The sequence below is a fragment of the Scandinavium hiltneri genome, assembly GCF_024764835.1.
In the GTDB taxonomy this organism is placed as follows: domain Bacteria; phylum Pseudomonadota; class Gammaproteobacteria; order Enterobacterales; family Enterobacteriaceae; genus Scandinavium; species Scandinavium hiltneri.
Window position 1 is genome coordinate 365,894 of the sequence record NZ_JALIGE010000074.1, and the last position, 20,894, is coordinate 386,787.

18 protein-coding genes and 1 tRNA gene are annotated in these 20,894 nt (G+C 55.5%); 11 read left to right on the forward strand and 8 right to left on the reverse strand.

All coding sequences use genetic code 11. The annotated features are described in order from the left end of the window. Positions 1–73 precede the first annotated feature (73 nt). The 3 genes from MUU47_RS14665 (at position 74) to nepI (ending at position 4,623) form a co-directional block, all read left to right on the forward strand. Positions 74–1,462: a nucleobase:cation symporter-2 family protein gene (locus MUU47_RS14665; protein ID WP_258988900.1), complete on the forward strand. Its 1,389-nt coding sequence runs from the start codon at positions 74–76 to the stop codon at positions 1,460–1,462. Between the two features lie 120 nt (positions 1,463–1,582). Further along, positions 1,583–3,325 (forward strand): AsmA family protein, encoded by a 1,743-nt coding sequence (locus tag MUU47_RS14670; protein WP_258988901.1) that lies wholly within the window; start codon positions 1,583–1,585, stop codon positions 3,323–3,325. Positions 3,326–3,441: 116 nt separating this feature from the next. Then, a complete protein-coding gene (gene nepI / locus MUU47_RS14675) occupies positions 3,442–4,623 on the forward strand; it encodes a purine ribonucleoside efflux pump NepI (protein WP_258988902.1) in 1,182 nt (393 codons plus the stop codon). Between the two features lie 15 nt (positions 4,624–4,638). On the opposite strand, the gene MUU47_RS14680 is transcribed toward nepI, so the two are convergent. Together MUU47_RS14680 and MUU47_RS14685 are read right to left on the reverse strand one after the other, a co-directional pair. Then, the gene (locus tag MUU47_RS14680) at positions 4,639–4,929 is read right to left on the reverse strand and encodes a YicS family protein (RefSeq protein ID WP_258988903.1); all 291 of its coding nucleotides are present in this window, start codon (positions 4,927–4,929) and stop codon (positions 4,639–4,641) included. A gap of 142 nt (positions 4,930–5,071) precedes the next feature. Then, the gene (locus tag MUU47_RS14685) at positions 5,072–5,974 is read right to left on the reverse strand and encodes an EamA family transporter (RefSeq protein ID WP_258988904.1); all 903 of its coding nucleotides are present in this window, start codon (positions 5,972–5,974) and stop codon (positions 5,072–5,074) included. 150 nt (positions 5,975–6,124) lie between these two features. On the opposite strand from MUU47_RS14685, the gene MUU47_RS14690 reads away from it, so the two are divergent. Beyond that, positions 6,125–6,541 (forward strand): GNAT family N-acetyltransferase, encoded by a 417-nt coding sequence (locus MUU47_RS14690; protein ID WP_258988905.1) that lies wholly within the window; start codon positions 6,125–6,127, stop codon positions 6,539–6,541. Here the strand turns inward: MUU47_RS14690 and MUU47_RS14695 are convergent. Beyond that, a complete protein-coding gene (locus MUU47_RS14695; protein ID WP_258988906.1) occupies positions 6,538–7,194 on the reverse strand; it encodes a TetR/AcrR family transcriptional regulator in 657 nt (218 codons plus the stop codon). The genes MUU47_RS14690 and MUU47_RS14695 overlap by 4 nt on opposite strands. Before the next feature lie 80 nt (positions 7,195–7,274). Between MUU47_RS14695 and MUU47_RS14700 the strand changes: the two genes are divergently transcribed. The 5 genes from MUU47_RS14700 (at position 7,275) to MUU47_RS14720 (ending at position 12,538) form a co-directional block, all read left to right on the forward strand. After that, positions 7,275–8,789, forward strand: coding sequence for an MDR family MFS transporter (locus MUU47_RS14700; protein ID WP_258988907.1), 1,515 nt, complete (start codon positions 7,275–7,277; stop codon positions 8,787–8,789). 91 nt (positions 8,790–8,880) lie between these two features. Further along, a complete protein-coding gene (locus MUU47_RS14705) occupies positions 8,881–9,351 on the forward strand; it encodes a nuclear transport factor 2 family protein (protein WP_258988908.1) in 471 nt (156 codons plus the stop codon). Between the two features lie 101 nt (positions 9,352–9,452). Beyond that, a complete protein-coding gene (locus MUU47_RS14710) occupies positions 9,453–10,778 on the forward strand; it encodes a serine hydrolase domain-containing protein (RefSeq protein WP_258988910.1) in 1,326 nt (441 codons plus the stop codon). A gap of 181 nt (positions 10,779–10,959) precedes the next feature. Continuing rightward, positions 10,960–11,772: a lipoprotein NlpA gene (nlpA, locus tag MUU47_RS14715; protein ID WP_258988912.1), complete on the forward strand. Its 813-nt coding sequence runs from the start codon at positions 10,960–10,962 to the stop codon at positions 11,770–11,772. Positions 11,773–11,986: 214 nt separating this feature from the next. Next, positions 11,987–12,538, forward strand: coding sequence for an OmpH/Skp family outer membrane protein (locus MUU47_RS14720; RefSeq protein ID WP_258988914.1), 552 nt, complete (start codon positions 11,987–11,989; stop codon positions 12,536–12,538). 86 nt (positions 12,539–12,624) lie between these two features. On the opposite strand, the gene MUU47_RS14725 is transcribed toward MUU47_RS14720, so the two are convergent. From MUU47_RS14725 to MUU47_RS14740, 4 genes are all read right to left on the reverse strand, one after another. Next, positions 12,625–13,059, reverse strand: a complete 435-nt coding sequence (locus MUU47_RS14725; protein WP_258965571.1) for a hypothetical protein — start codon at positions 13,057–13,059, stop codon at positions 12,625–12,627. A gap of 198 nt (positions 13,060–13,257) precedes the next feature. Further along, positions 13,258–14,457, reverse strand: a complete 1,200-nt coding sequence (locus MUU47_RS14730; RefSeq protein WP_258988916.1) for an MFS transporter — start codon at positions 14,455–14,457, stop codon at positions 13,258–13,260. Further along, positions 14,454–15,701 carry a peptidase T gene (gene pepT, locus MUU47_RS14735; protein ID WP_258988917.1) on the reverse strand — a complete coding sequence of 416 codons (1,248 nt, stop codon included), beginning with the start codon at positions 15,699–15,701 and terminating at the stop codon, positions 14,454–14,456. The genes MUU47_RS14730 and pepT overlap by 4 nt, the downstream gene beginning before the upstream one ends. Before the next feature lie 441 nt (positions 15,702–16,142). Further along, positions 16,143–16,237 (reverse strand) — tRNA-Sec (locus tag MUU47_RS14740). A gap of 290 nt (positions 16,238–16,527) precedes the next feature. On the opposite strand from MUU47_RS14740, the gene MUU47_RS14745 reads away from it, so the two are divergent. Beyond that, entirely contained in the window at positions 16,528–17,922 is a 1,395-nt protein-coding gene (locus tag MUU47_RS14745) for a glycoside-pentoside-hexuronide family transporter (protein ID WP_258988918.1), read from the forward strand. A 12-nt stretch (positions 17,923–17,934) separates the two neighbouring features. Then, the gene (gene yicI, locus MUU47_RS14750; protein WP_258988919.1) at positions 17,935–20,253 is read left to right on the forward strand and encodes an alpha-xylosidase; all 2,319 of its coding nucleotides are present in this window, start codon (positions 17,935–17,937) and stop codon (positions 20,251–20,253) included. A 112-nt stretch (positions 20,254–20,365) separates the two neighbouring features. Here the strand turns inward: yicI and MUU47_RS14755 are convergent, their stop codons facing one another. Then, positions 20,366–20,818, reverse strand: a complete 453-nt coding sequence (locus MUU47_RS14755) for a DUF1198 family protein (protein WP_258988920.1) — start codon at positions 20,816–20,818, stop codon at positions 20,366–20,368. Positions 20,819–20,894 lie beyond the last annotated feature (76 nt).

The following is a 20,894-nucleotide window of genomic DNA, read 5'->3' on the forward strand; positions in this document are numbered from 1 at the left end:
TGAAAGCAACCGTTTGCTTTTGCCTGGCAGTCCGCTAAAATCCCCCCTTTTCCACCACGGGATCGCCTCTGAAATGTCAGTGAACACTCTCGAAGCTGAAAATGCGCAACCGATTGCGCAGACGCAGAACAGTGAACTAATCTACCGCCTCGAAGACCGCCCACCGCTCGCGCAGACCCTGTTCGCCGCCTTCCAGCACCTGCTGGCGATGTTCGTCGCGGTGATAACCCCGGCCCTGCTGATTTGTCAGGCGCTCGGTTTACCGGCAGAAGATACACAACACATTATCAGTATGTCGCTGTTTGCTTCAGGTGTCGCATCCGTCATTCAAATAAAAGCGTGGGGCCCGGTTGGCTCCGGACTGCTGTCGATTCAGGGCACCAGCTTTAACTTCGTGGCCCCGTTAATTATGGGCGGTACCGCGCTGAAAACCGGCGGCGCGGATGTGCCAACAATGATGGCGGCACTGTTTGGCACGTTGATGCTGGCAAGCTTTACCGAAATGGCGCTGTCCCGCGTGCTGCACCTGGCCCGCCGCGTGATTACACCGCTGGTTTCCGGCGTGGTGGTAATGATTATCGGCCTGTCGTTGATTCAGGTTGGCCTGACTTCCATTGGCGGGGGCTACGCTGCAATGGCTGACCACACTTTCGGCGCACCGAAAAACCTGCTGCTGGCGGGCATCGTACTGGCGATCATCATCGTTCTTAACCGCCAACGTAACCCGTACCTGCGCATTGCCTCGCTGGTGATCGCGATGGCGGCCGGTTACGCCGCAGCCTGGTTTATGGGCATGCTGCCTGAAACCGCGCCGACCAACAGCCCGGTGATTATGGTTCCGACCCCACTCTATTACGGGCTCGGCATCGACTGGAACCTGCTGCTGCCGCTGATGCTGGTGTTCATGATTACCTCGCTGGAAACCATCGGCGACATTACGGCAACGTCTGACGTCTCCGAACAACCTGTCTCCGGCCCGATCTATATGAAACGCCTGAAAGGCGGCGTGCTGGCGAACGGCCTGAACTCCTGCGTATCAGCGATTTTCAACACCTTCCCGAACTCCTGCTTTGGGCAGAACAACGGTGTTATCCAGCTGACTGGCGTCGCTAGCCGCTACGTCGGTTTTGTGGTGGCGCTGATGCTTATCGTGCTCGGCCTGTTCCCTGCGGTGAGCGGTTTCGTACAGCATATTCCTGAGCCGGTTCTCGGCGGCGCGACGCTGGTGATGTTCGGTACCATCGCGGCTTCCGGGGTGCGTATTGTCTCTCGCGAACCGCTGAACCGCCGCGCGATCCTGATTATCGCCCTGTCTTTAGCCGTCGGCCTCGGCGTTTCCCAGCAGCCTATGATCCTGCAATTTGCGCCTGACTGGCTGAAGAACTTACTCTCGTCCGGTATCGCCGCAGGCGGCATTACCGCGATTGTTCTGAATCTGGTTTTCCCGCCCGAAAAGAGCTGATCACCGCCACGGCGGCCTCTTCTGGGGCCGCCGTGAAACCTTATTAAACGAATCCATCCTTGAGGATTACGCACAAATCGTGCATAACTCCTTTATGTGCCCTTCACTGGATGGAAGACGATGAAATTTATCGGGAAGCTGTTGCTCTGGCTGCTTATTGCGCTGCTGCTGGTCGTGCTGGCGTTTTACTTTTTGCTGCAAACGCGCTGGGGCGCGCGCGAAGTCAGCGGCTGGATCTCCAGTAACTCGCAATACCACATCGTTTTCGACGCGATGGACCATCGTTTTTCCTCGCCGTCTCACATCTTGCTTAAAAATGTCACCTTTGGTCGCGACGGAAAACCCGCCACGCTGGTCGCCAAAACGGTTGATATTGGCCTGAGCAGTCGTCAGCTCACCGACCCGCTGCACGCCGACACCATTACGTTGCAGGACGGAACCCTGAACCTGTCGCCGTCCGCCGCGCCGTTCCCGTTCGAAGCCGATACGTTGCAACTCAGCAATATGGCGTTGAACAGCCCGGAAACCAACTGGGATCTCAGTGCCCAGCGCGTGACCGGCGGCGTGTCGCCGTGGGTGCCGGAAGCGGGCAACGTGCTCGGGAAGCAGGCGCAGATTCAGATGAGCGCGGGCTCAATGACCCTGAACGGCATGCCGGCGACCAATGTGTTGGTTCAGGGCAATATCGACAATGGCGTGGTAACGCTCAGCACCCTGGGCGCCGATATTGCGCGCGGCTCACTGACCGGCAACGCCAAACGTAACGCCGACGGCAGCTGGTTGGTCGATAGCCTGCGCCTGACCGACATCCGCATGCAGAGCGACAAATCGCTGGCCGATTTCTTCGCGCCACTGACTACCGTGCCGTCACTGACCATCGGATCGCTGGAAGTGACCGACGCGCGCCTGCAAGGGCCGGACTGGGCGATTGCCGATCTCGACCTCAGCCTGCGCAATCTCACTTTAAGCAACGGCGGCTGGAACAGCGACGGCGGGCGTCTGTCGATGAACGCCGACGAATTTATTTACGGCTCGCTGCACCTGATCGACCCTATTTTTAACGCCGAGTTTTCCCCGCAGGGCGTGGCGCTGCGCCAGTTTACCTCGCGCTGGGAAGGCGGAATGGTGCGCACATCCGGCAACTGGTTACGCAACGGCAACGCGCTGGTGCTCGACGACACTGCCATCGCCGGGCTGGAATACACACTGCCGGAAAACTGGAAAAAGCGGTGGATGGACCCGCTACCTGCCTGGCTGCAAAGCGTGACCCTGAGTAAATTCACCGCCAGTCGTAACCTGGTTATCGACATCGACCCGGCGTTCCCGTGGCAAATCACGTCGCTGGACGGCTACGGCGATAACCTGCAGGTGGCGAAAAACGGCAGCTGGGGCGTGTGGCGCGGTAACGCGGCGCTGAATGCGGCGGCCGCGACCTTTAATCGCGTGGACGTGCGTCGTCCTTCTTTGAAGCTGGCGGCGAATGGGTCGACGGTGAATATCACTGAACTGAGCGCGTTTACAGAGAAAGGGATAATTGAAGCAAGCGGGGCGGTGTCTCAGCAGCCACAGCGCCAGACAGCTATCAACTTGAACGGACGCGGCGTGCCGCTGGATATTCTTCAACAGTGGGGCTGGCCGGTATTGCCGATTGGCGGCGACGGTAATCTTCAGCTGCGTGCCAGCGGCAGCGTGCAGGCTAACGCGCCGTTAAAACCGACGGTCAACGCCCAGCTGCATGCGGTAAATATGTCAAAACAGGAAGTGACACAGACGATGAGCAATGGCGAAGTGAGCACGGCGCAGCCTGTAGCGCCAGCGCCGACGGAAGCTGCACCCGCGCCGGTTTCACCCCCGGCGCAGTAATTTCACCCTCTCCCTCAAGGAAGAGGGGAACGTTGCTATAGTTGCCAAAACGTTAAATACGTCACAAACAAAATGTTACACTGCGCAACTTTCCCACCCAATATGCGCAGGTTCCCATGAGCGAATATACTGAAAATCTTTCCCGCAGTGAGACGTTAACGCGTCCAAACTGGTCTGCGGTTTTTGCCGTGGCGTTTTGCGTTGCCTGCCTGATTACCGTTGAATTTCTGCCGGTTAGCCTGCTGACGCCAATGGCGCAAGAGCTCGGAATTACCGAAGGCGTCGCCGGGCAATCGGTGACCACTACCGCGTTCGTGGCGATGTTCGCCAGCCTGTTTGTCACCCATGTGATTGGCCGCACCGACCGCCGTTACATTGTCATCCTGTTCTCCGTACTCCTGACGCTCTCCTGCCTGCTGGTGTCATTTGCCTCCAGCTTCAGCCTGTTACTGCTTGGCCGCGCCTGCCTGGGTCTGGCGCTCGGCGGCTTCTGGGCGATGTCTGCGTCGCTCACCATGCGTCTGGTGCCCGCACGACTGGTACCGAAAGCGCTGTCGGTGATTTTTGGTGCGGTTTCCATCGCGCTGGTGATTGCTGCCCCTCTCGGCAGCTTTTTAGGCGGCATTATCGGCTGGCGCAACGTCTTTAACGGCGCGGCGATCATGGGCCTGCTATGCGTGGTGTGGGTCTGGAAAGCGCTGCCTTCGCTGCCGGGTGAAACCGGACAGAAGGCGAATATGTTCGGGCTATTAAAACGCCCTGGCGTGATGGCCGGTATGACGGCGATTTTCATGGCATTTGCCGGGCAGTTCGCGTTCTTTACCTACATTCGTCCGGTATTTATGTCCCTCGCGGGCTTTGATGTCGATGGCCTGACGCTGGTGCTGCTGAGCTTCGGGATTGCCAGTTTCGTTGGCACCTCGCTGTCGGCGGTGATCCTCAAGCATTCGGTGAAAATGGCCCTGGCCTGCGCGCCATTAATCCTCGCAATTAGCGCCGCGGTGCTTATCCTGTGGGGAAGTGAGAAAATCGTGGCCGCGTCGGTGGCGGTTATCTGGGGCTTTGCCTTTGCGCTGGTGCCGGTCGGCTGGTCAACGTGGATCACCCGCTCGCTGTCTGACCAGGCCGAAAAAGCCGGCTCCATTCAGGTGGCGGTGATTCAGCTGGCCAACACCTGCGGTGCCGCCGTGGGCGGCGTGGCGCTGGACCATTTCGGTCTGCTGTCTCCGCTGATGTTATCCGGCACGCTAATGCTGCTTACTGCGCTGCTTGTCGCGACAAAAGTACGAATGAAGTAATTCTGCCTGCCCGGATCACATATCCGGGCACTGAATCTGCCCGATGGCATCCCAGTAGTTCTTCTGGTTATTACGCTCCAGCGCCAGCGTCGCGTCGCGCACGTGGCGCTTGTTGTCTTCATTCGAGAGAATTTTATTGCCGAACGCGTCGTCACTCATCTTGGCGTCTGGCGTGCAGGTTTTTTTGACGTCTTTCATCACCTGCAGCTTTTGCTGCTCAAACTGCAGGCCTTGCATCGGCGAGCTGGCATAGGCGGCTGGGACGCTCAGACAGGCCAGTAAACAGAGAATTGGCACAGCTTTCATCGTAGATCCCTTCTGTTGCAAAATTCATTACCTTTAACTATATGTTCAGGCCGCCAATTGCGCAAACCTGGCGACAAGAAAATATTATTAAATCAGTCAATTATGGATTTTATCGCGCAAAAGCATGATTGACAGCACAGCATTATCCCAGCCGTGCGTGACGGCGTGAATCGAGCGAAATCAGCACCACCGAGGAGAGGATGAGCAGAGTGCCCAGCCAGTCCGGGAGTGCAAAGCTGACGCCCAACAGCAGCACCGACAACAGCGCGCTACTCAGTGGTTCGGCGCAGCTCAAAATGCTGGCCTTTGGGCCGCCAATCATCTGCGCGCCCTTCAAGTACAGGCTGAACGTCAGCGATGTGCCGATCACCACCAGATAGAAAAACGCCAGCAGCAAATTGCCGCTGATCACGAAATGTAACCCTTCGCCAGCATAGAACGGCAACAAAAATGCGCCGCCCAGCAGCATACTCCAGCCAACTATCGGCAGCGTGCCGTAGCGTGCAATCAGCGTGGAAGGATAGGTGGTATAAAACGCAGCGGCGAAGGCCGAGGCAATTCCCCAGAACACTGCCGCAGGCGAGACAGAAAGCGACGTCGGGTTACCGTGGGTGACCAGCAAAAAGGTGCCGAACAGCGAGGTCAGAATGGCGGCAAACACCAGCACCCCGGGCCGCGATTTGCGCACAATGGCAAACCACGCCACGATGATGGTCGGCGACAGAAATTGAAGGACGGTCGCCGTGGCGGCGTTCGATTTTTCGATGGTCATCAGGAAGGTGAGCTGCACCGTCAGCGCGCCCACCAGCGAAAACAGCAGCAGACTCAACGCGTCTTTGCGGTTCTTCAGAATGCGGAAAATGTTATCGCCATGCACGAAGGCCAGCATCAGCAGAATGAATCCTGCAAACAGCAGACGCACCATGGTTAAAAACTGCGACGACATCTGGCTCTGCTCCATGATGTACTGCGCGCATACGCCGGAACTTCCCCACAGCACGGCGGCTATCAGTACGTTCAGCATCCCTTTCCTGGTCGAGCCCATCTTTTCCTCAACAACCTGATTTCGTTGTCCGGGATAATAGCACAGGACAAAAAGCAGGCCGACGTTGCCCCCAGTTATTAGTGATTGAGAAGTTAGTGACCAGGACCAATAATAAGTCGGGCTTTAGGTGAAAAGACGCGGAGACAGGTTATGCAAATTGAAGTTACTGAAAAGGTGACTCAGCAGGATCAGGAAGCGTTATTTACCGGTTTACGCGCATACAACAGCCAGTTTATTGATACCAGCAACTGGTTCGAACTGGGCGTCTATGCCCGGGATGAAAACGGCATAATGCTCGGTGGGCTGATTGGCAAACGAAAAGGCGACTGGCTGTGCATCGACTATCTGTGGGTCAGCGATGCAGCACGCGGCAAAGGGCTCGGCAGTGAACTGATTCGTGGAGCCGAAAACCGCATCCGCGAATGGGGCTGCAGCCATATGTTGGTGGATACCGCCAGCTTCCAGGCGCTGCCGTTCTATCAGAAATGCGGGTTTACTCTGCATAACACTATCAATGACTTCCCTCATCAGGGAATGCAGCGCCACTACCTGACAAAAGCCCTTTAACCACCAATCCCCTGGCCCATTATCGCCAGCGCGTGACGCACGATAACGTCGGGGGAAACGGCTTTCATCCGCTCGTCGGTTCGCAGACGAGAAAACGGCACCAGCACCAGGCTTATCAGCGTCGTTATCAGCAACTCCGGCGCGAGTTCCCGGTTGAGCTTGCCCGTTTCCTGCCATTGAGCCACGGAGCTCAACAGCTTATGGTGTTTATCTTCGCCGAAACGCGCCTGCATGTGCTGACGCAGGATCGGCATTTCGCCAATCATCTCCTGCATCCACAGCGGCGCAAACCACGCGTGTTGCTCCGCCAGCTCCGCCAGTACCCGCACCATGATGGTCAGGGCTATAACCGGGTCGTCAGAATGCTCCACAAACGCGCTGCTGATGCGGTTGCGCAGCGGCATAAAACGCTCCTCAAGGATCTGATCGATAAGCGCCTCGCGGGAGGTGAAATAGTAATGCAGCATCGCCGGGGACACGCCGGCTTCTTTGGCGATGGCGTTGAGCGACACCCGGGCGATCCCCTGCCGGGCAAACAGTGCCAGCGCGATATCCATCAACTGCTCGCGATTGTCGGCTCCAGCCTGTTTTCCACGCGGACGCCCCGGGCGGCGCGGTTTCTCGGAATTATCTTTGCCATTCTGTGCTTTCATTTGCGGGCTGTCCCTTGACCTGAACCATAACTTACATAAATATTAATTAGGTATTTAATTAATTTCAAGTGAGCTTGTTTATGGCGTCTCAAAAGACGACTCAATCGCAGCACGTTCCAGCCACCGGCGTGAAGTCCATCCGCCTGTTGTTCAGCGCGCTGTTACTGGTGATGCTGCTGTCAGCGCTGGATCAGACCATCGTCTCGACGGCGTTGCCCACCATCGTGGGCGAACTCGGTGGCCTCGATAAGCTGTCGTGGGTGGTCACCGCCTACATTCTGACGTCCACTATCGTGGTGCCGCTGTACGGTAAATTTGGTGACCTGTTTGGCCGCAAGCGGGTGCTGCAAATCGCCATCGTTCTGTTCCTCGTCGGCTCCGCGCTGTGCGGCCTGGCGCAGAACATGACGCAGTTGGTACTGATGCGCGCCCTGCAAGGTCTGGGCGGCGGTGGTTTGATGGTCATCAGCATGGCGGCGGTGGCGGACGTTATCCCGCCCGCCGACCGTGGACGCTATCAGGGTCTGTTCGGCGGGGTCTTTGGCCTCGCCACGGTGATCGGCCCGCTGATCGGCGGCTTCATCGTACAGCACACCTCGTGGCGCTGGATTTTCTACATCAACCTGCCGCTGGGGCTGTTTGCCCTGCTGGTGATCGGCACGGTATTCCACAGCACCAACAAGCGTAGCGAGCACCAGATTGACTGGCTCGGTGCGCTGTATCTCAGCATGGCGCTACTGTGCATCACGCTGTTCACCACCGAAGGCGGCACCGTGCGCGAATGGAGTGATCCGCAGCTGTGGTGCATTCTGGCGTTTGGCCTGGTGGGCATTGCCGGGTTTATCTATGAAGAACGCTTAGCGTTCGAGCCGATTATTCCGCTGTCGCTGTTCCGCGACCGCAGCTTCCTGTTGTGCAGCCTGATTGGCTTTATCATCGGGATGTCGCTGTTTGGCTCGGTGACCTTCCTGCCGCTCTATTTGCAGGTGGTGAAAAGTGCGACACCAACCGAAGCCGGGCTACAGCTGATCCCGTTGATGGGCGGCCTGCTGGTGACCTCGATTATCAGCGGACGCTTAATCAGCCGCACCGGTAAATACCGCCTGTTCCCCATCGCCGGGACGCTGCTCGGTTTCATCGGGATGCTACTGCTGACGCGGATCACCATCGATTCGCCAACCTGGCATCTGTATCTGTTTACCGGCGTGCTGGGCATGGGCCTCGGCCTGGTCATGCAGGTGCTGGTACTGGCGGTGCAGAACTCGGTGGCACCGAATCTGTACGGCGTGGCGACGTCCGGCGTGACGCTGTTCCGCTCGATTGGCGGCTCCATTGGCGTGGCGCTGTTTGGCGCGGTCTTTACCCACGTGCTGCAATCGAATCTCACTCGTTTGCTGCCCGAGGGCGCGGAAATCCCTCGCGGGATGAACCCGGTGGCCATTCACCACTTGCCGGTAACCGTGCGCACCGATTATCTCGATGCCTTCGGGGCCGCCATTCACGCGGCCTTCATGATGGCGGCGTGCATTATGGTGCTGGCGTTTGCGCTGTCGTGGTTACTGAAAGAATCACCGCTGAAAAAATCTCACCATTGAGTCGATGTTCACCGGGAAGACAAAACTTCCCGGTTTCGTTCAGACGAATATGTGCCAGGATGTGGAAAACCCGATCCCGCAGGAGTGAATGATGAGTGAACAACGTCCCCCGCTACCCCCGTTTACCCTCGAAAGCGCCATCCATAAGGTGCGTTCCGCCGAAGATGGCTGGAACAGTCGCAATCCGGATAAAGTTGCGCTGGCCTACACCCCCGACAGCAGCTGGCGTAACCGCAGCGAGTTTATCGACGGGCGCGATGCCATCGTCACCTTCCTCGACAACAAGTGGCGCAAAGAGCAGGAATATCGGCTGATCAAGGAGCTGTGGGCCTATACCGACAACCGCATCGCCGTGCGTTTCGCCTACGAATGGCACGACGAGAAGGGCAAGTGGTTCCGGTCCTACGGCAATGAAAACTGGGAATTTGACGACAACGGCCTGATGAGCAAACGCTTCGCCTGCATCAACGACCTGCCGATCGACGAAGCAGATCGCCTGTTTCACTGGCCCCAGGGACGCCGTCCGGACGATCATCCGGGCCTCAGCGCATTAGGCCTGTAACCTCGCGTTCGTTCATAGCGGGGGTTTTTCCCCCGCACACTGACTGCGCCTGCCAACAACTCTCGCCTAAAGTAGTGCCTGACATCTCATAATTCTAAAGGATGAAAAGTACGATTATGCGCAAGATGAACACTTCTCTCTGTCTCCTCGCACTTTGCCTCGGCGTTTCGCTGCAGGCCGGTGCTGCTCAGGCCGCGAACGATTGCGGCGTGCCGCAGCTGACCACCTGCCCGGCTCCGGTTGATGCCAAACTGCCTGACGTGAAAGACATGCTGACCTGGAACCAGCAGCAGCGCGTAATCGGCTTTCGTAACGACTATCGCTCCTACGCCGGAGATGTCTTCAAAGCAGGACACGCGCAGCCAATCCCTGTGATGACGCGTTCCCTGAGCGATGCGACCTACCAGTATCAGGGCCAGCGCTACGGTTTACAGGATTACATCAAACGCAACGACGTTACCGGGATGATGGTCATCAAGGACGGAAAAATCGCCTACCAGTATTACAGCCACGGCAACACGCCAACCACGCTGTGGACCTCACGCTCGGTCGGGAAATCAGTGGTGTCGACGCTGGTCGGGATCGCGGTGAAAGAGGGTAAAATCGCCTCGCTGGATGATGAAATCGTTAAGTATAACTCCGACGTAAAAGGCACCGCCTGGGAACACGTCACGGTGCGCCAGCTGATGCAGCACACTTCCGGCGTGACGTGGAATGAGGACTACACCAATCCGCAGTCTGACTTTGCGAAGCTCACCCAGTGTGAAGCCAACAAAGACACTTATGCCTGTGTGAATGCGCTGGTGAAAGACCCGAAACGTACCGCTTACGCCAAACCGGGCGCGGCCTGGTCTTACTCGTCAGGCGGTGCATGGCTGCTTGGCGATACGCTGGAGAAAGCGACCGGCAAATCCCTGGCGCAGAACTTACAGGAAAAAATCTGGCAGCCATACGGCATGGTGCATGACGGCGTATGGCACAGCTATCAGCCGGGCAAACACGACGTTGGCGCACACGGTTTCAACGCCACGCTGGAGGACTGGGGTAAATTCGGCCTGTTTATCATGAACAACGGCGTGCTGCCGGACGGCACGAAAACGCTGCCGGACAACTGGGTGAAAGATGCCCGAACCTGGAATACCGCGGAGAAATCCGTATCGACGGCGCATCCGGACGGCATGTACGGCTACCAGTGGTGGAATAACAGCGTGCCGGTAAACGCTAAAGACGTCAGCCCGAAAGAGGGCCTGTCGAGCCAGGATACGATGTGGGCACTGGGGATTTTTGGCCAGATTATCGTGGTCAATCCACAGCAAAAACTGGTGATCGTTCAGTGGTCTTCCTGGCCAAAAGCCGAGCCATCATTCAGCGCCCAGCCGCTGGAGGCGTCGCTGATGTTTAACGCGATTGCGAATACGTTGAACTAACCCGCAGGCCCGGCGGCACGTTGCTTGCCGGGCCTACAGGATCAGGCCCTATAGACCCGCTTTATCACCTTTTCGTCTTGCTCATTCCTTTTCGTTTTTATCCTCGATTCGCCAAACTCGTTATAGTCATTTTTATTCGGGAATACCTTGTTTTAACGACTGTTTAAAAAGGAACTCTGGCGTGAAACTGACTCTTCCTCATCTCGGCGCTCTGCTGTTGACCGGCTTACTTCTGGCGGGCTGTGACCAAAAAAGTGATACCAGTAAACACATAAAAGTGGGCGTGATTAACGGCGCGGAACAAGACGTGGCCGAAGTGGCGAAGAAAGTCGCCAAAGAAAAATATGGCCTCGACGTGGAGCTGGTTGGGTTTAGCGGCTCGCTGCTGCCAAACGATGCCACCAACGCCGGAGAACTCGACGCCAACGTGTTCCAGCATCGTCCGTTCCTGGAGCAGGACAACAAAGCGCACAACTTCCACTTAGTGGCCGTCGGTAATACCTTCGTCTTCCCGATGGCCGGTTATTCCCGCAAAATTAAGTCTGTTTCCGAACTGAAAGACGGCGCGACCATCGCTATTCCAAACGATCCGACCAACCTCGGGCGCGCGTTATTGCTGATGCAAAAAGAGAAGCTGATTACCCTCAAACCGGGTAAAGGCCTGCTGCCGACCTCGCTCGATATCAGCGACAACCCGCATAAGCTCAATATTATGGAGCTGGAAGGGGCGCAACTGCCACGCGTGCTCGACGACCCGAAGGTCGACGTAGCAATCATCAGCACCACCTATCTGCAACAGACCGGTCTGTCGCCGGTGCATGACAGCGTGTTTATCGAAGATAAAAATTCGCCGTATGTGAACATCATCGTCACTCGCGAAGATAACAAAGACGCGGAGAACGTGAAGGAATTTATGCAGTCATATCAGTCACCTGAAGTGGCAAAAGCGGCAGAGAAAATCTTTAACGGCGGGGCCGTGCCCGGCTGGGATTGAGTGAGTTACCTGTAGCGAAATGGGCCAGCGGGATGCTGGCCCGATTTATTCTGTTTGCGTCCTGGACGGGATTTGACCTGTCGAGGACGGGTTTAAAATCAGAGAATCACCAGGAAACTAATGGAGCCCGTGAGTGGTCTACTGACGGCATGAAAGCAAATGTCTAATGAACACCGCCCACCGCCAGAGCGGAAGGCAATAAAAGGACCTCATGATGCAAAAGAAAACCGCAATACTGGCGCTCGCCACAACCCTCGCCTTTGGCGGATTAGCGGGCTGCGACCAGAAAAATACTTCCGCACCTGAAATTGGCGTCGTGGATATGGGCAAAGTCCTGAAGGACTCGGCTATCGGCAAACAGGAAATTGAGCATGACAAGCAGGTTCAGGCCGTGCTTATCAAGGCCAGTGATGAAGCGAAGAAAGGTTATGCCGCCCTGTCAGCGGACGAACAGAAAAAGGCGAGTAACGCCGATGCACAAGTCCTGAATCGCCAGTGGATGGCAGAACAAAAAGCCGCACGACAGGCCAGCTTGGCCGTCATTGTGAAAACCGTGGACGCCTACCGTCAGGAAAAAAAGCTGGTGCTGATTGTTGATAATGAAAATGTCGTATCCAGCGATGCAAAATTAGATGTCACCGCCGACATTATTACCCGTCTCGAGAAAACGCAGGTGACCTACGGTGATTTGCCCACGATCACGGTGAAACCTCCGCAAGCCGCCGGGTCGGATACGCCAGCAGAGACTGAGCCGAAAGCCAATTAATACCCTCTCCAACTGGCGAAGCGGGTCTCTCAAGGCTCATCCCTGAGCAGACCCAATCGCCAGCCCGTTCTTCGAAATATTCGTCGTTATGAACACATATAGCGGTACGGCCCAGGCGGGCATCGGCGCAGATACGTTTGAATGTCGTTGTTCTTAAACGAATACATCGCACCCGAGAAGGGATCGACAATCAGCCAGCCAGGAACGCCGAGGAAAATGAGATTTCCGAACAGGTACCAGGGAGTGAGATTCGTGCTCAACGGTACGATTGACGTGTTGTAGCCATCCTCCGCGAGCGTCAGCGTGTAATTGATTTTGCCAAAATAGCTGCCATCCGCTTTCTTCAGCGTAACGGTCTGCGGCGTAATCCCACTGGCGACAATCTGGCCGTCGCTGTCAGAGATAGCAAAGCGAACGTGATCGGGCACGCTGTTGATACGTACCTGTTCCTCATTGTCTCCGACAATAGTGGCGCAGCCTGCAAGCAGTAACGGTAAAAGCAATACGAGTAATTTTTTCATCCTGGCGCTCCATCGGTTAATACAATGAACAGCGACCCAGGCGGGGGAAAACTTAAACGGCGTTTCAAAACTGAGCAGAGGTTGTGCTGATGAAAAAGTCACGATTCACCAAAGAGCGGATTGTCTTTGCCTGAAGCAAGTCGAACCGTGTCGCCAGTCAATGGCAGGATGATCAGCACTGACTGGCGGTTCGGGCTCTTAGTGCTGTAACACCTTCAGAGACGCTTTTTTCGGGAAGATTAACAGCGCCAGGATCGGTGAGATAACCATCAGGGCAAACACCCAGCTAAAGCCTGTGGTGAAGCCGCCCGTGATATCCACAGACAGGGCAATTAGCTGACTGTTAATAGTGGCCAGGATAAAGGTACTGACCCAGAACGTGGACATCATATAGGTCACCCGGCGCGTACTGACATTTTGCGCACTCTCTTTTGGGATCGAAAATATAAAGGCAAACCAGGTGGCAAAGACAAAGCCGGTGATAAACGAACAGCTAAGGATCAGTACGTCATTGGTAGCAAAGAGCATAATGAAGGTGGTAATCGCCATCACGATACTAGAGATAAATAACCAGCTTTTATAGTGGTAGCCCCGGGCTTTAAAGAATGGACCAATAATTGCTCCCAGCATAATCCCCACCTGGTTGACAGTACCACTGAGATGGGCATGTGAGCCAACCGGCAGGTGGGCGTATTTGTCATAGTAGAGCGGTAAGAAAGTAAACATGAAGACCATCATGATCATCGCGCCGACATACTGAGCCACCATCCCCCAGACCACACGGCTGAATACCGCTTCTTTGAGTTCGCTCATGTCGAAAGAGGAGGCAGTCTGTTTGCTGTCGACCCTCTCATCAGTGAAAAAGATAAACCACACCGCGCCAAGGATCAGAGTAATCACCCCATACACCGCCAGCAGATTACGCCAGCCACCAAACAGTTGAGACAGGCTGGCGGTCAGCGTCAGCGCGATAATGGTGCCGACAATATTGGAAGTACAGTTCAGGCTATTAAGCGCTGAGGCGGTTTTATTGTTGAAAAAGCGCGCCACAGTCGGCACCAGGGAGACCAGGCAAATAGCGCCGCCCAGCCCGCCGAGGAAGCGTATAACCAGCAACAACTCAAAGTTATTGGTCCACGGAATGAGGACTGATAAGCCCGTCAACACGCAACCGAGCAGATAGGATTTCCGGGCACCTAACTTCACGGTGAGGACTGACGTCCCCACTGCGCCTATAATTTTCGCCCACAGGATAACGTTCGACATCAGCGCGGCATGTGACACGTCGATAGTAAAGTCCGCCATGATTTGTGGCATGACAGCTCCCGTTGTCGCCCAGGCCGCACCAAAAATCATGTACACGGCGTAGAGAACAAATTCGATAATCCACTTATTCATGCTGCAGTTCCTTTACCGCTAAGCTCGACGATTTCCAGCAACATCTCCCCTGACAGTCGTAGTGATTCAACAGGAATAAACTCAGTAGTGGAATGGAAGTTATGCGCGCCGGTAAAGATATTTACTGTTGGTAAGCCCGCTGGGGTGATAACACTGCCATCGTAGCCACCGCGCATGATCAATGGCTTAGGGGTAATTCCCAGGTTGAGCATTGCCTGCTGAACACTGGCCAAAATAACCGGATTTTTATCTAGACCTTCTTTGACATTGCCATAGGTGTCAGACAATTCCAGGATAATATTTTCACGGCCAAAGCGACTTTGTAATCGATCGATAATGGTCTGTAAGGTCGATTTTCTGTTTTGATAGCTGTCACTTTCAAAGTCACGAATGGCTAAGTCCAGGGTAGCGCATGCGGTATCACCGGCTAATTTTTGCACCCAGAAATAACCTTCGCGTCCTTCGGTTAATTCCGGCCGCTCGGCGACGGGCAGGGCATTAATTACGTCATTAGCCATCAGCAACGCATTGACCAATTTACCTTTTGCACTCATTGGATGGGCAGTGACCCCTTTAAAGGTAATCTTTGCGCTACCTGCGTACCAGTTTTCAATGACATATTCGCCGACGCCACAGCAGTCGAGACAAATACCAAAATCAGCGTTAAGCCCTGGCACATCCAACGCTTTGGCACCACGAATGCCGATCTCTTCATCAGGCAGCAGGACCAGTTTTATCTCTCCGTGTTTGAAATCCGGGGTGACTGTCATGTAGCGGATCGCCTCGACGGCGGCGGCGATAGCGGCTTTGTCATCCGCTCCCAGCAGGCTGCTGCCATCGGTGGTAATGATGTCCTGGCCCAGATAGTGCTGTAACTCCGGGAAGGCTGCAGGGGAGATAACTTCACCGGTTGCGGGCAGAACGATATCCCCGCCCTGGTAGTTTTTCACCCGTTGCGCTTGGGTGTCACTGGTATGATCGGGGGCGGTATCAAGGTGAGCAAAGAAGACAATGGCAGGCATTTCAGGACAATTAGCCGCTAGGCTTAACGTGGTAATTGCATTGTCTGCAACCTGTGCTTTGACGCTGCCCGTAGAAGATAATTCATCTGCCACCCGTTGGGCTAACTGACGTTGATTATCACTGCTGGGAAGATGTGGGTTACCTGGTTCCGCGGTGGTGTTTATCGTCGTATAGCCCAAAAAGGTGTTAACTATCTGCTCTGCATCGATACGTGTTTTCATTATTTATACTCATTATCGGTATGGAAAGGTAACTCTATGCAGTCTTTGTCTCTCACTTAACACTCAGCGATCAAGGAAAGAATTCGTGAAAGTGTAAGCATCCCGCTTAACCGGACCATTCACTTTTAGAGATCTTCCGACATACTGATTACGTCACCTGAGGAGATCGCTATGCGCAAAGCACGATTTACTGGGCACCAGATAATCACCGTATTGAAGTCATCGAAACAGGCCGGATCGTTGAGGACGGTCTGCCGCGAAGCGGGCATAGCTTCATTGGGGGCGTCTCGAAAATGGGGGCACCTTTCATGCCCCCAATGATGCCCCCAAAAGATACTTGACCTTGGTAGACACGCATTGACATCAGGAGACCATGAATGGCGTTGGTTGCTGGTATTATAAGGGATTTATTGAGTTGCGTGGAGTTTGAGAGAAGCAAATTGGCGGAAGATCACAGGAGTCGAACCTGCCCGGGGCCGCTGGCGGTCCCATCTGGATTTGAAGTCCAGCCGCCTCACCGGAGACGACGACCTTCCGCGCCTCGATTGCTACATGGAGGCGGTGCGCATTATAGCTACTTTCAGGCAGTTACCCCACTCTTTGATCTAATTATTTCCTGATACCTGTGCAGTAAACCACCACAACCCCCATAAAACCCTACAAAATCCGTTAGTTACATTTTTAAACATTTATCTTCCCAACCGCGATCACAGAAAACAAGAAACGTAATCCGCTAACGAGATATTGGAATTCCATCGGTGCCGTCGATGAATTACAACCATGTAACCGGTTACTGATGTTCGATGACGCTGTTGAGGGATAAAAAATGAGTCATGAAGTGTTATCCGTGAAGGAGAAGATTGGCTACGGCATGGGAGACGCCGCCAGCCATATCATTTTTGATAACGTCATGTTGTACATGATGTTTTTTTATACCGATATTTTTGGTATTCCCGCCGGTTTTGTCGGCACTATGTTTTTGCTCGCCCGCGCACTTGATGCAATTTCCGACCCGTGCATGGGTCTGCTCGCCGACCGTACCCGCAGCCGCTGGGGCAAATTCCGGCCGTGGATCCTGTTTGGGGCTATTCCCTTTGGTCTCGTGTGCGTGCTGGCCTATAGCTCGCCAGACCTCTCCCACAACGGAAAACTGATTTACGCCGCCGTCACCTACACCCTCCTCACCCTGCTGTATACCGTGGTCAACATCCCTTACTGCGCGCTGGGCGGGGTGATAACCGACGACCCAACGCAGCGCATCTCCCTGCAGTCCTGGCGCTTCGTGCTGGCGACGGCAGGCGGCATGCTCTCCACGGTGCTGATGATGCCGCTGGTGAACCTGATTGGTGGCGACGACAAAGCATTCGGCTTCCAGGGCGGCATTGCGGTGCTGTCGGTGGTGGCCTTCCTGATGCTAGCCTTCTGTTTCTTCAATACCAAAGAGCGCATTCAGGTGCCGCCGAGCACCTCATCAATGCGTGAAGATCTGCGAGATATCTGGCAAAACGACCAATGGCGTATCGTCGGCCTGCTGACCATTCTCAACATCCTCGCGGTCTGCGTGCGCGGCGGCGCGATGATGTACTACGCCACCTGGATTATGGGCTCCGCCGGGCTGTTCACCGCCTTCCTGTGCACTTACTGCGTCGGCAACCTGATTGGCTCCGCGCTGGCGAAACCACTCACCGACTGGAAATGTAAAGTCAGCGTGTTCTGGTGGACCAACGCGGCGCTGACGGTGCTGAGCGTGGCGATGTTCTTCGTGCCGATTCAGGCCAATTTCGTGATGTTTGGCTTCATCTTCGTGATTGGCGTGCTCCACCAGCTGGTGACGCCAATTCAGTGGGTAATGATGTCCGACACCGTCGACTATGGCGAATGGTGCAACGGCAAACGCCTGACCGGCATCAGCTTCGCGGGCACGCTGTTTGTCCTGAAGCTCGGCCTGGCGCTGGGCGGTGCAATGATTGGCTGGATGCTGGCGGCGGGCGGCTATGACGCCGGGGCCAAAACCCAAAACAGCGACACCATCAGCATCATTATTGCGCTGTTTACCCTCGTTCCGGCGGCCTGCTATCTGCTGAGCGCCGTTATCGCCAGGCGTTATTACACGCTGAAAACCCCGTATTTACGCAAAATCATGGCGGATATCGCGCAGGGCGCGCGCCGCACTCAGCAAGACGTTGAGCAGGCTCCGGTCAGCAAAGAATTACCGAACTAAGAGGAACAAGGCATGAAAATCAGTGATGGAAACTGGCTCATTCAACCTGGCCTGAATCTAATTCACCCGCTGCAGGTGTTCGACGTCGAACAGCAGGGTAACGAAATGGTGGTGTATGCCGCCCCGCGCGATGTGCGTGAACGCACCTGGCAGCTGGATACGCCGCTGTTTACGCTGCGCTTTTTCTCCCCGCAGGAAGGCGTGGTGGGCGTGCGCATTGAGCATTTCCAGGGCGCGCTGGATAACGGCCCGCACTACCCGCTAAATGTGCAGCAGGATGTGAAAGTTGAGATGCAAAACACTGCCGAATTTGCCGAGCTGAAAAGCGGCAATCTCAGCATACGCGTCTCGAAAGGCGAATTCTGGGCGCTGGATTTTCTGCGCAATGGCGTGCGTATCACCGGTAGCCAGGTGAAAAACAACGGTTACGTGCAGGACACCCACAGCGATCGTAATTACATGTTCGAACGCCTGGATTTAGGCGTGGGTGAAACCGTCTACGGCCTTGGCGAGCGCTTCACCGCGCTGGTGCGCAACGGTCAGACCATCGACACCTGGAACCGCGATGGCGGCACCAGCACCGAACAGTCGTACAAAAACATTCCCTTTTACCTCACCAACCGCGGCTACGGCGTGCTGGTCAATCACCCGGAGTGCGTGTCGTTTGAAGTCGGATCCGAGAAAGTCTCGAAAGTGCAGTTCAGCGTCGAAAGCGAATATCTCGAATATTTTGTGATTGATGGCCCGACCCCGAAAGACGTCCTGAACCGCTATACACAATTTACCGGCCGCCCGGCGCTGCCGCCGGCGTGGTCATTCGGCCTGTGGCTGACGACCTCATTCACCACCAATTATGACGAAGCGACGGTAAACAGCTTTATCGACGGAATGGCCGAGCGCAATCTGCCGCTACACGTGTTCCATTTCGACTGCTTCTGGATGAAGGCGTTCCAGTGGTGTGATTTCGAGTGGGATCCGGTGACGTTCCCGGACCCGGAAGGAATGATCCGCCGCCTGAAAGCCAAAGGGCTGAAAGTCTGCGTGTGGATTAACCCGTACATCGGGCAGAAATCGCCTGTATTTAAAGAACTGAAAGAAAAGGGCTATTTGCTCAAACGCCCGGACGGCTCGCTCTGGCAGTGGGATAAATGGCAGCCTGGGCTGGCGATTTACGATTTCACCAACCCGGAAGCGTGCCAGTGGTATGCCGACAAGCTGAAAGGCCTGGTGGATATCGGTGTCGACTGCTTCAAAACTGATTTCGGCGAGCGCATTCCGACGGATGTCGTCTGGCATGACGGCTCTGACCCGCAGAAAATGCACAACCATTACGCGTTCATCTACAACGAACTGGTGTGGAACGTGCTGAAAGAGACGCTGGGCGAGCAGGAAGCGGTGCTGTTTGCACGTTCAGCTTCCGTCGGCGCACAGCAGTTCCCGGTGCACTGGGGTGGCGACTGCTACGCCAACTACGAATCGATGGCCGAAAGCCTGCGCGGTGGGCTGTCGATTGGTATGTCAGGCTTTGGTTTCTGGAGTCACGATATCGGCGGCTTCGAAAATACCGCTCCGGCGCACGTCTATAAACGCTGGTGCGCATTTGGCCTGTTGTCGAGCCACAGCCGCCTGCACGGCAGCAAATCCTACCGTGTGCCGTGGGCATACGATGATGAATCCTGCGACGTGGTGCGTCATTTCACCGAGCTGAAGTGCCGGATGATGCCGTATCTGTATCGTCAGGCGGCGATTGCCCGCGAAACCGGTACGCCGGTGCTGCGTTCGATGATGCTGGAGTTCCCGGAAGATCCAACCTGTGATTATCTGGACCGGCAGTACATGCTCGGCGATTCAGTTCTGGTGGCGCCGGTATTCAGCGAAGCGGGCGATGTGCAGTTCTATCTGCCGGAAGGCCGTTGGACGCACCTGTGGCACAACGACGAGGTAACGGGCAGCCGCTGGCATAAGCAGCAGCATGACGCGCTAAGCCTGCCGGTGTACGTGCGTGACAACACACTGTTGGCGCTGGGTAACAACACTCAGAAGCCGGACTACGCATGGCATGAAGGCACGGCATTCCAGCTATTTAGTCTCGAGGACGGACGCGAAGCAGTGTGTCAGGTGCCTGCGGCCGACGGTTCAACCCTCTTCACGTTGAAGGCGAAACGTTCTGGCGGCACCATTACCGTGGAAGGTACTGGCGAATCGCGCGATTGGACGCTGTGTCTGCGTAACATGCAGCAGGTCAACGGCGTGCAAGGCGGTTCACAGTCCGGTAGCGAATGGGGTGTGGTGATTGCTGCTCAGGGGAATTCAGTGGTGATTACGCTCTGAAAGTGCCATCTCCCTAACCCTCTCCCACGGGGAGAGGGGATAATCCTGCTCCCCTGATTTTCTCCTTCGCCTCTTTGGGGAAAGGGTCGGGGTGAGGGGAAAAACACATCAATCAATGCAACCAGCTCACCCCATCCTGCGGCATAAACAGCAGGTTGTAACGGTGCTGGAACGCGTTGAACTCGGAAACATCCGGCTCCAGCTCACGCAAAAAGCCCAGCGCCAAACGAATTTGCGCATCGGTCACCGGGGCGGCGAGACGCGCTTTTTGCAACTGACGGTGCCAGTAGTGAAGATTGGATTCGCTGGCATCGACCACCGCGACCTGCCAGATAAGCAAAACCTGGGCGGCATTCTGCAAATGCGCTTCATTGGGACGGTGCAAATAATGCAGGTACTCTTCACCCGCACGCTTTCCCATCTGATCGATCATCGATTCAACATGCATCGGTGTAATGCCCATTCTTTCGCTCAGGCGTTTAATAGCCCGGCGAGAGTCAGAGGTTAATACCCGAAAACCCACCACAAATACCACCACTAAGGTGGCTAACGTCAACCAGATCATGCGTCCTCTCAGCCTTCCTCTGCCCGCACATGATAATGGCATCTATCGCGATGTCGACAGACAAACGCCCCATAAT

What these genes read in the sequence shown, in the direction of transcription:
- MUU47_RS14705 (WP_258988908.1), top strand. Translation starts at nt 8,881, where the DNA reads ATGAGTGAACAACGTCCCCCGCTACCCCCGTTTACCCTCGAAAGCGCC.
- MUU47_RS14685 (WP_258988904.1), bottom strand. Translation starts at nt 5,974, where the DNA reads ATGGGCTCGACCAGGAAAGGGATGCTGAACGTACTGATAGCCGCCGTG.
- MUU47_RS14695 (WP_258988906.1), bottom strand. Translation starts at nt 7,194, where the DNA reads ATGAAAGCACAGAATGGCAAAGATAATTCCGAGAAACCGCGCCGCCCG.
- MUU47_RS14730 (WP_258988916.1), bottom strand. Translation starts at nt 14,457, where the DNA reads ATGAATAAGTGGATTATCGAATTTGTTCTCTACGCCGTGTACATGATT.
- MUU47_RS14710 (WP_258988910.1), top strand. Translation starts at nt 9,453, where the DNA reads ATGAAAAGTACGATTATGCGCAAGATGAACACTTCTCTCTGTCTCCTC.
- MUU47_RS14670 (WP_258988901.1), top strand. Translation starts at nt 1,583, where the DNA reads ATGAAATTTATCGGGAAGCTGTTGCTCTGGCTGCTTATTGCGCTGCTG.
- MUU47_RS14690 (WP_258988905.1), top strand. Translation starts at nt 6,125, where the DNA reads ATGCAAATTGAAGTTACTGAAAAGGTGACTCAGCAGGATCAGGAAGCG.
- MUU47_RS14720 (WP_258988914.1), top strand. Translation starts at nt 11,987, where the DNA reads ATGCAAAAGAAAACCGCAATACTGGCGCTCGCCACAACCCTCGCCTTT.
- MUU47_RS14755 (WP_258988920.1), bottom strand. Translation starts at nt 20,818, where the DNA reads ATGATCTGGTTGACGTTAGCCACCTTAGTGGTGGTATTTGTGGTGGGT.
- MUU47_RS14665 (WP_258988900.1), top strand. Translation starts at nt 74, where the DNA reads ATGTCAGTGAACACTCTCGAAGCTGAAAATGCGCAACCGATTGCGCAG.
- yicI (WP_258988919.1), top strand. Translation starts at nt 17,935, where the DNA reads ATGAAAATCAGTGATGGAAACTGGCTCATTCAACCTGGCCTGAATCTA.
- nepI (WP_258988902.1), top strand. Translation starts at nt 3,442, where the DNA reads ATGAGCGAATATACTGAAAATCTTTCCCGCAGTGAGACGTTAACGCGT.
- pepT (WP_258988917.1), bottom strand. Translation starts at nt 15,701, where the DNA reads ATGAAAACACGTATCGATGCAGAGCAGATAGTTAACACCTTTTTGGGC.
- MUU47_RS14680 (WP_258988903.1), bottom strand. Translation starts at nt 4,929, where the DNA reads ATGAAAGCTGTGCCAATTCTCTGTTTACTGGCCTGTCTGAGCGTCCCA.
- MUU47_RS14700 (WP_258988907.1), top strand. Translation starts at nt 7,275, where the DNA reads ATGGCGTCTCAAAAGACGACTCAATCGCAGCACGTTCCAGCCACCGGC.
- MUU47_RS14725 (WP_258965571.1), bottom strand. Translation starts at nt 13,059, where the DNA reads ATGAAAAAATTACTCGTATTGCTTTTACCGTTACTGCTTGCAGGCTGC.
- MUU47_RS14745 (WP_258988918.1), top strand. Translation starts at nt 16,528, where the DNA reads ATGAGTCATGAAGTGTTATCCGTGAAGGAGAAGATTGGCTACGGCATG.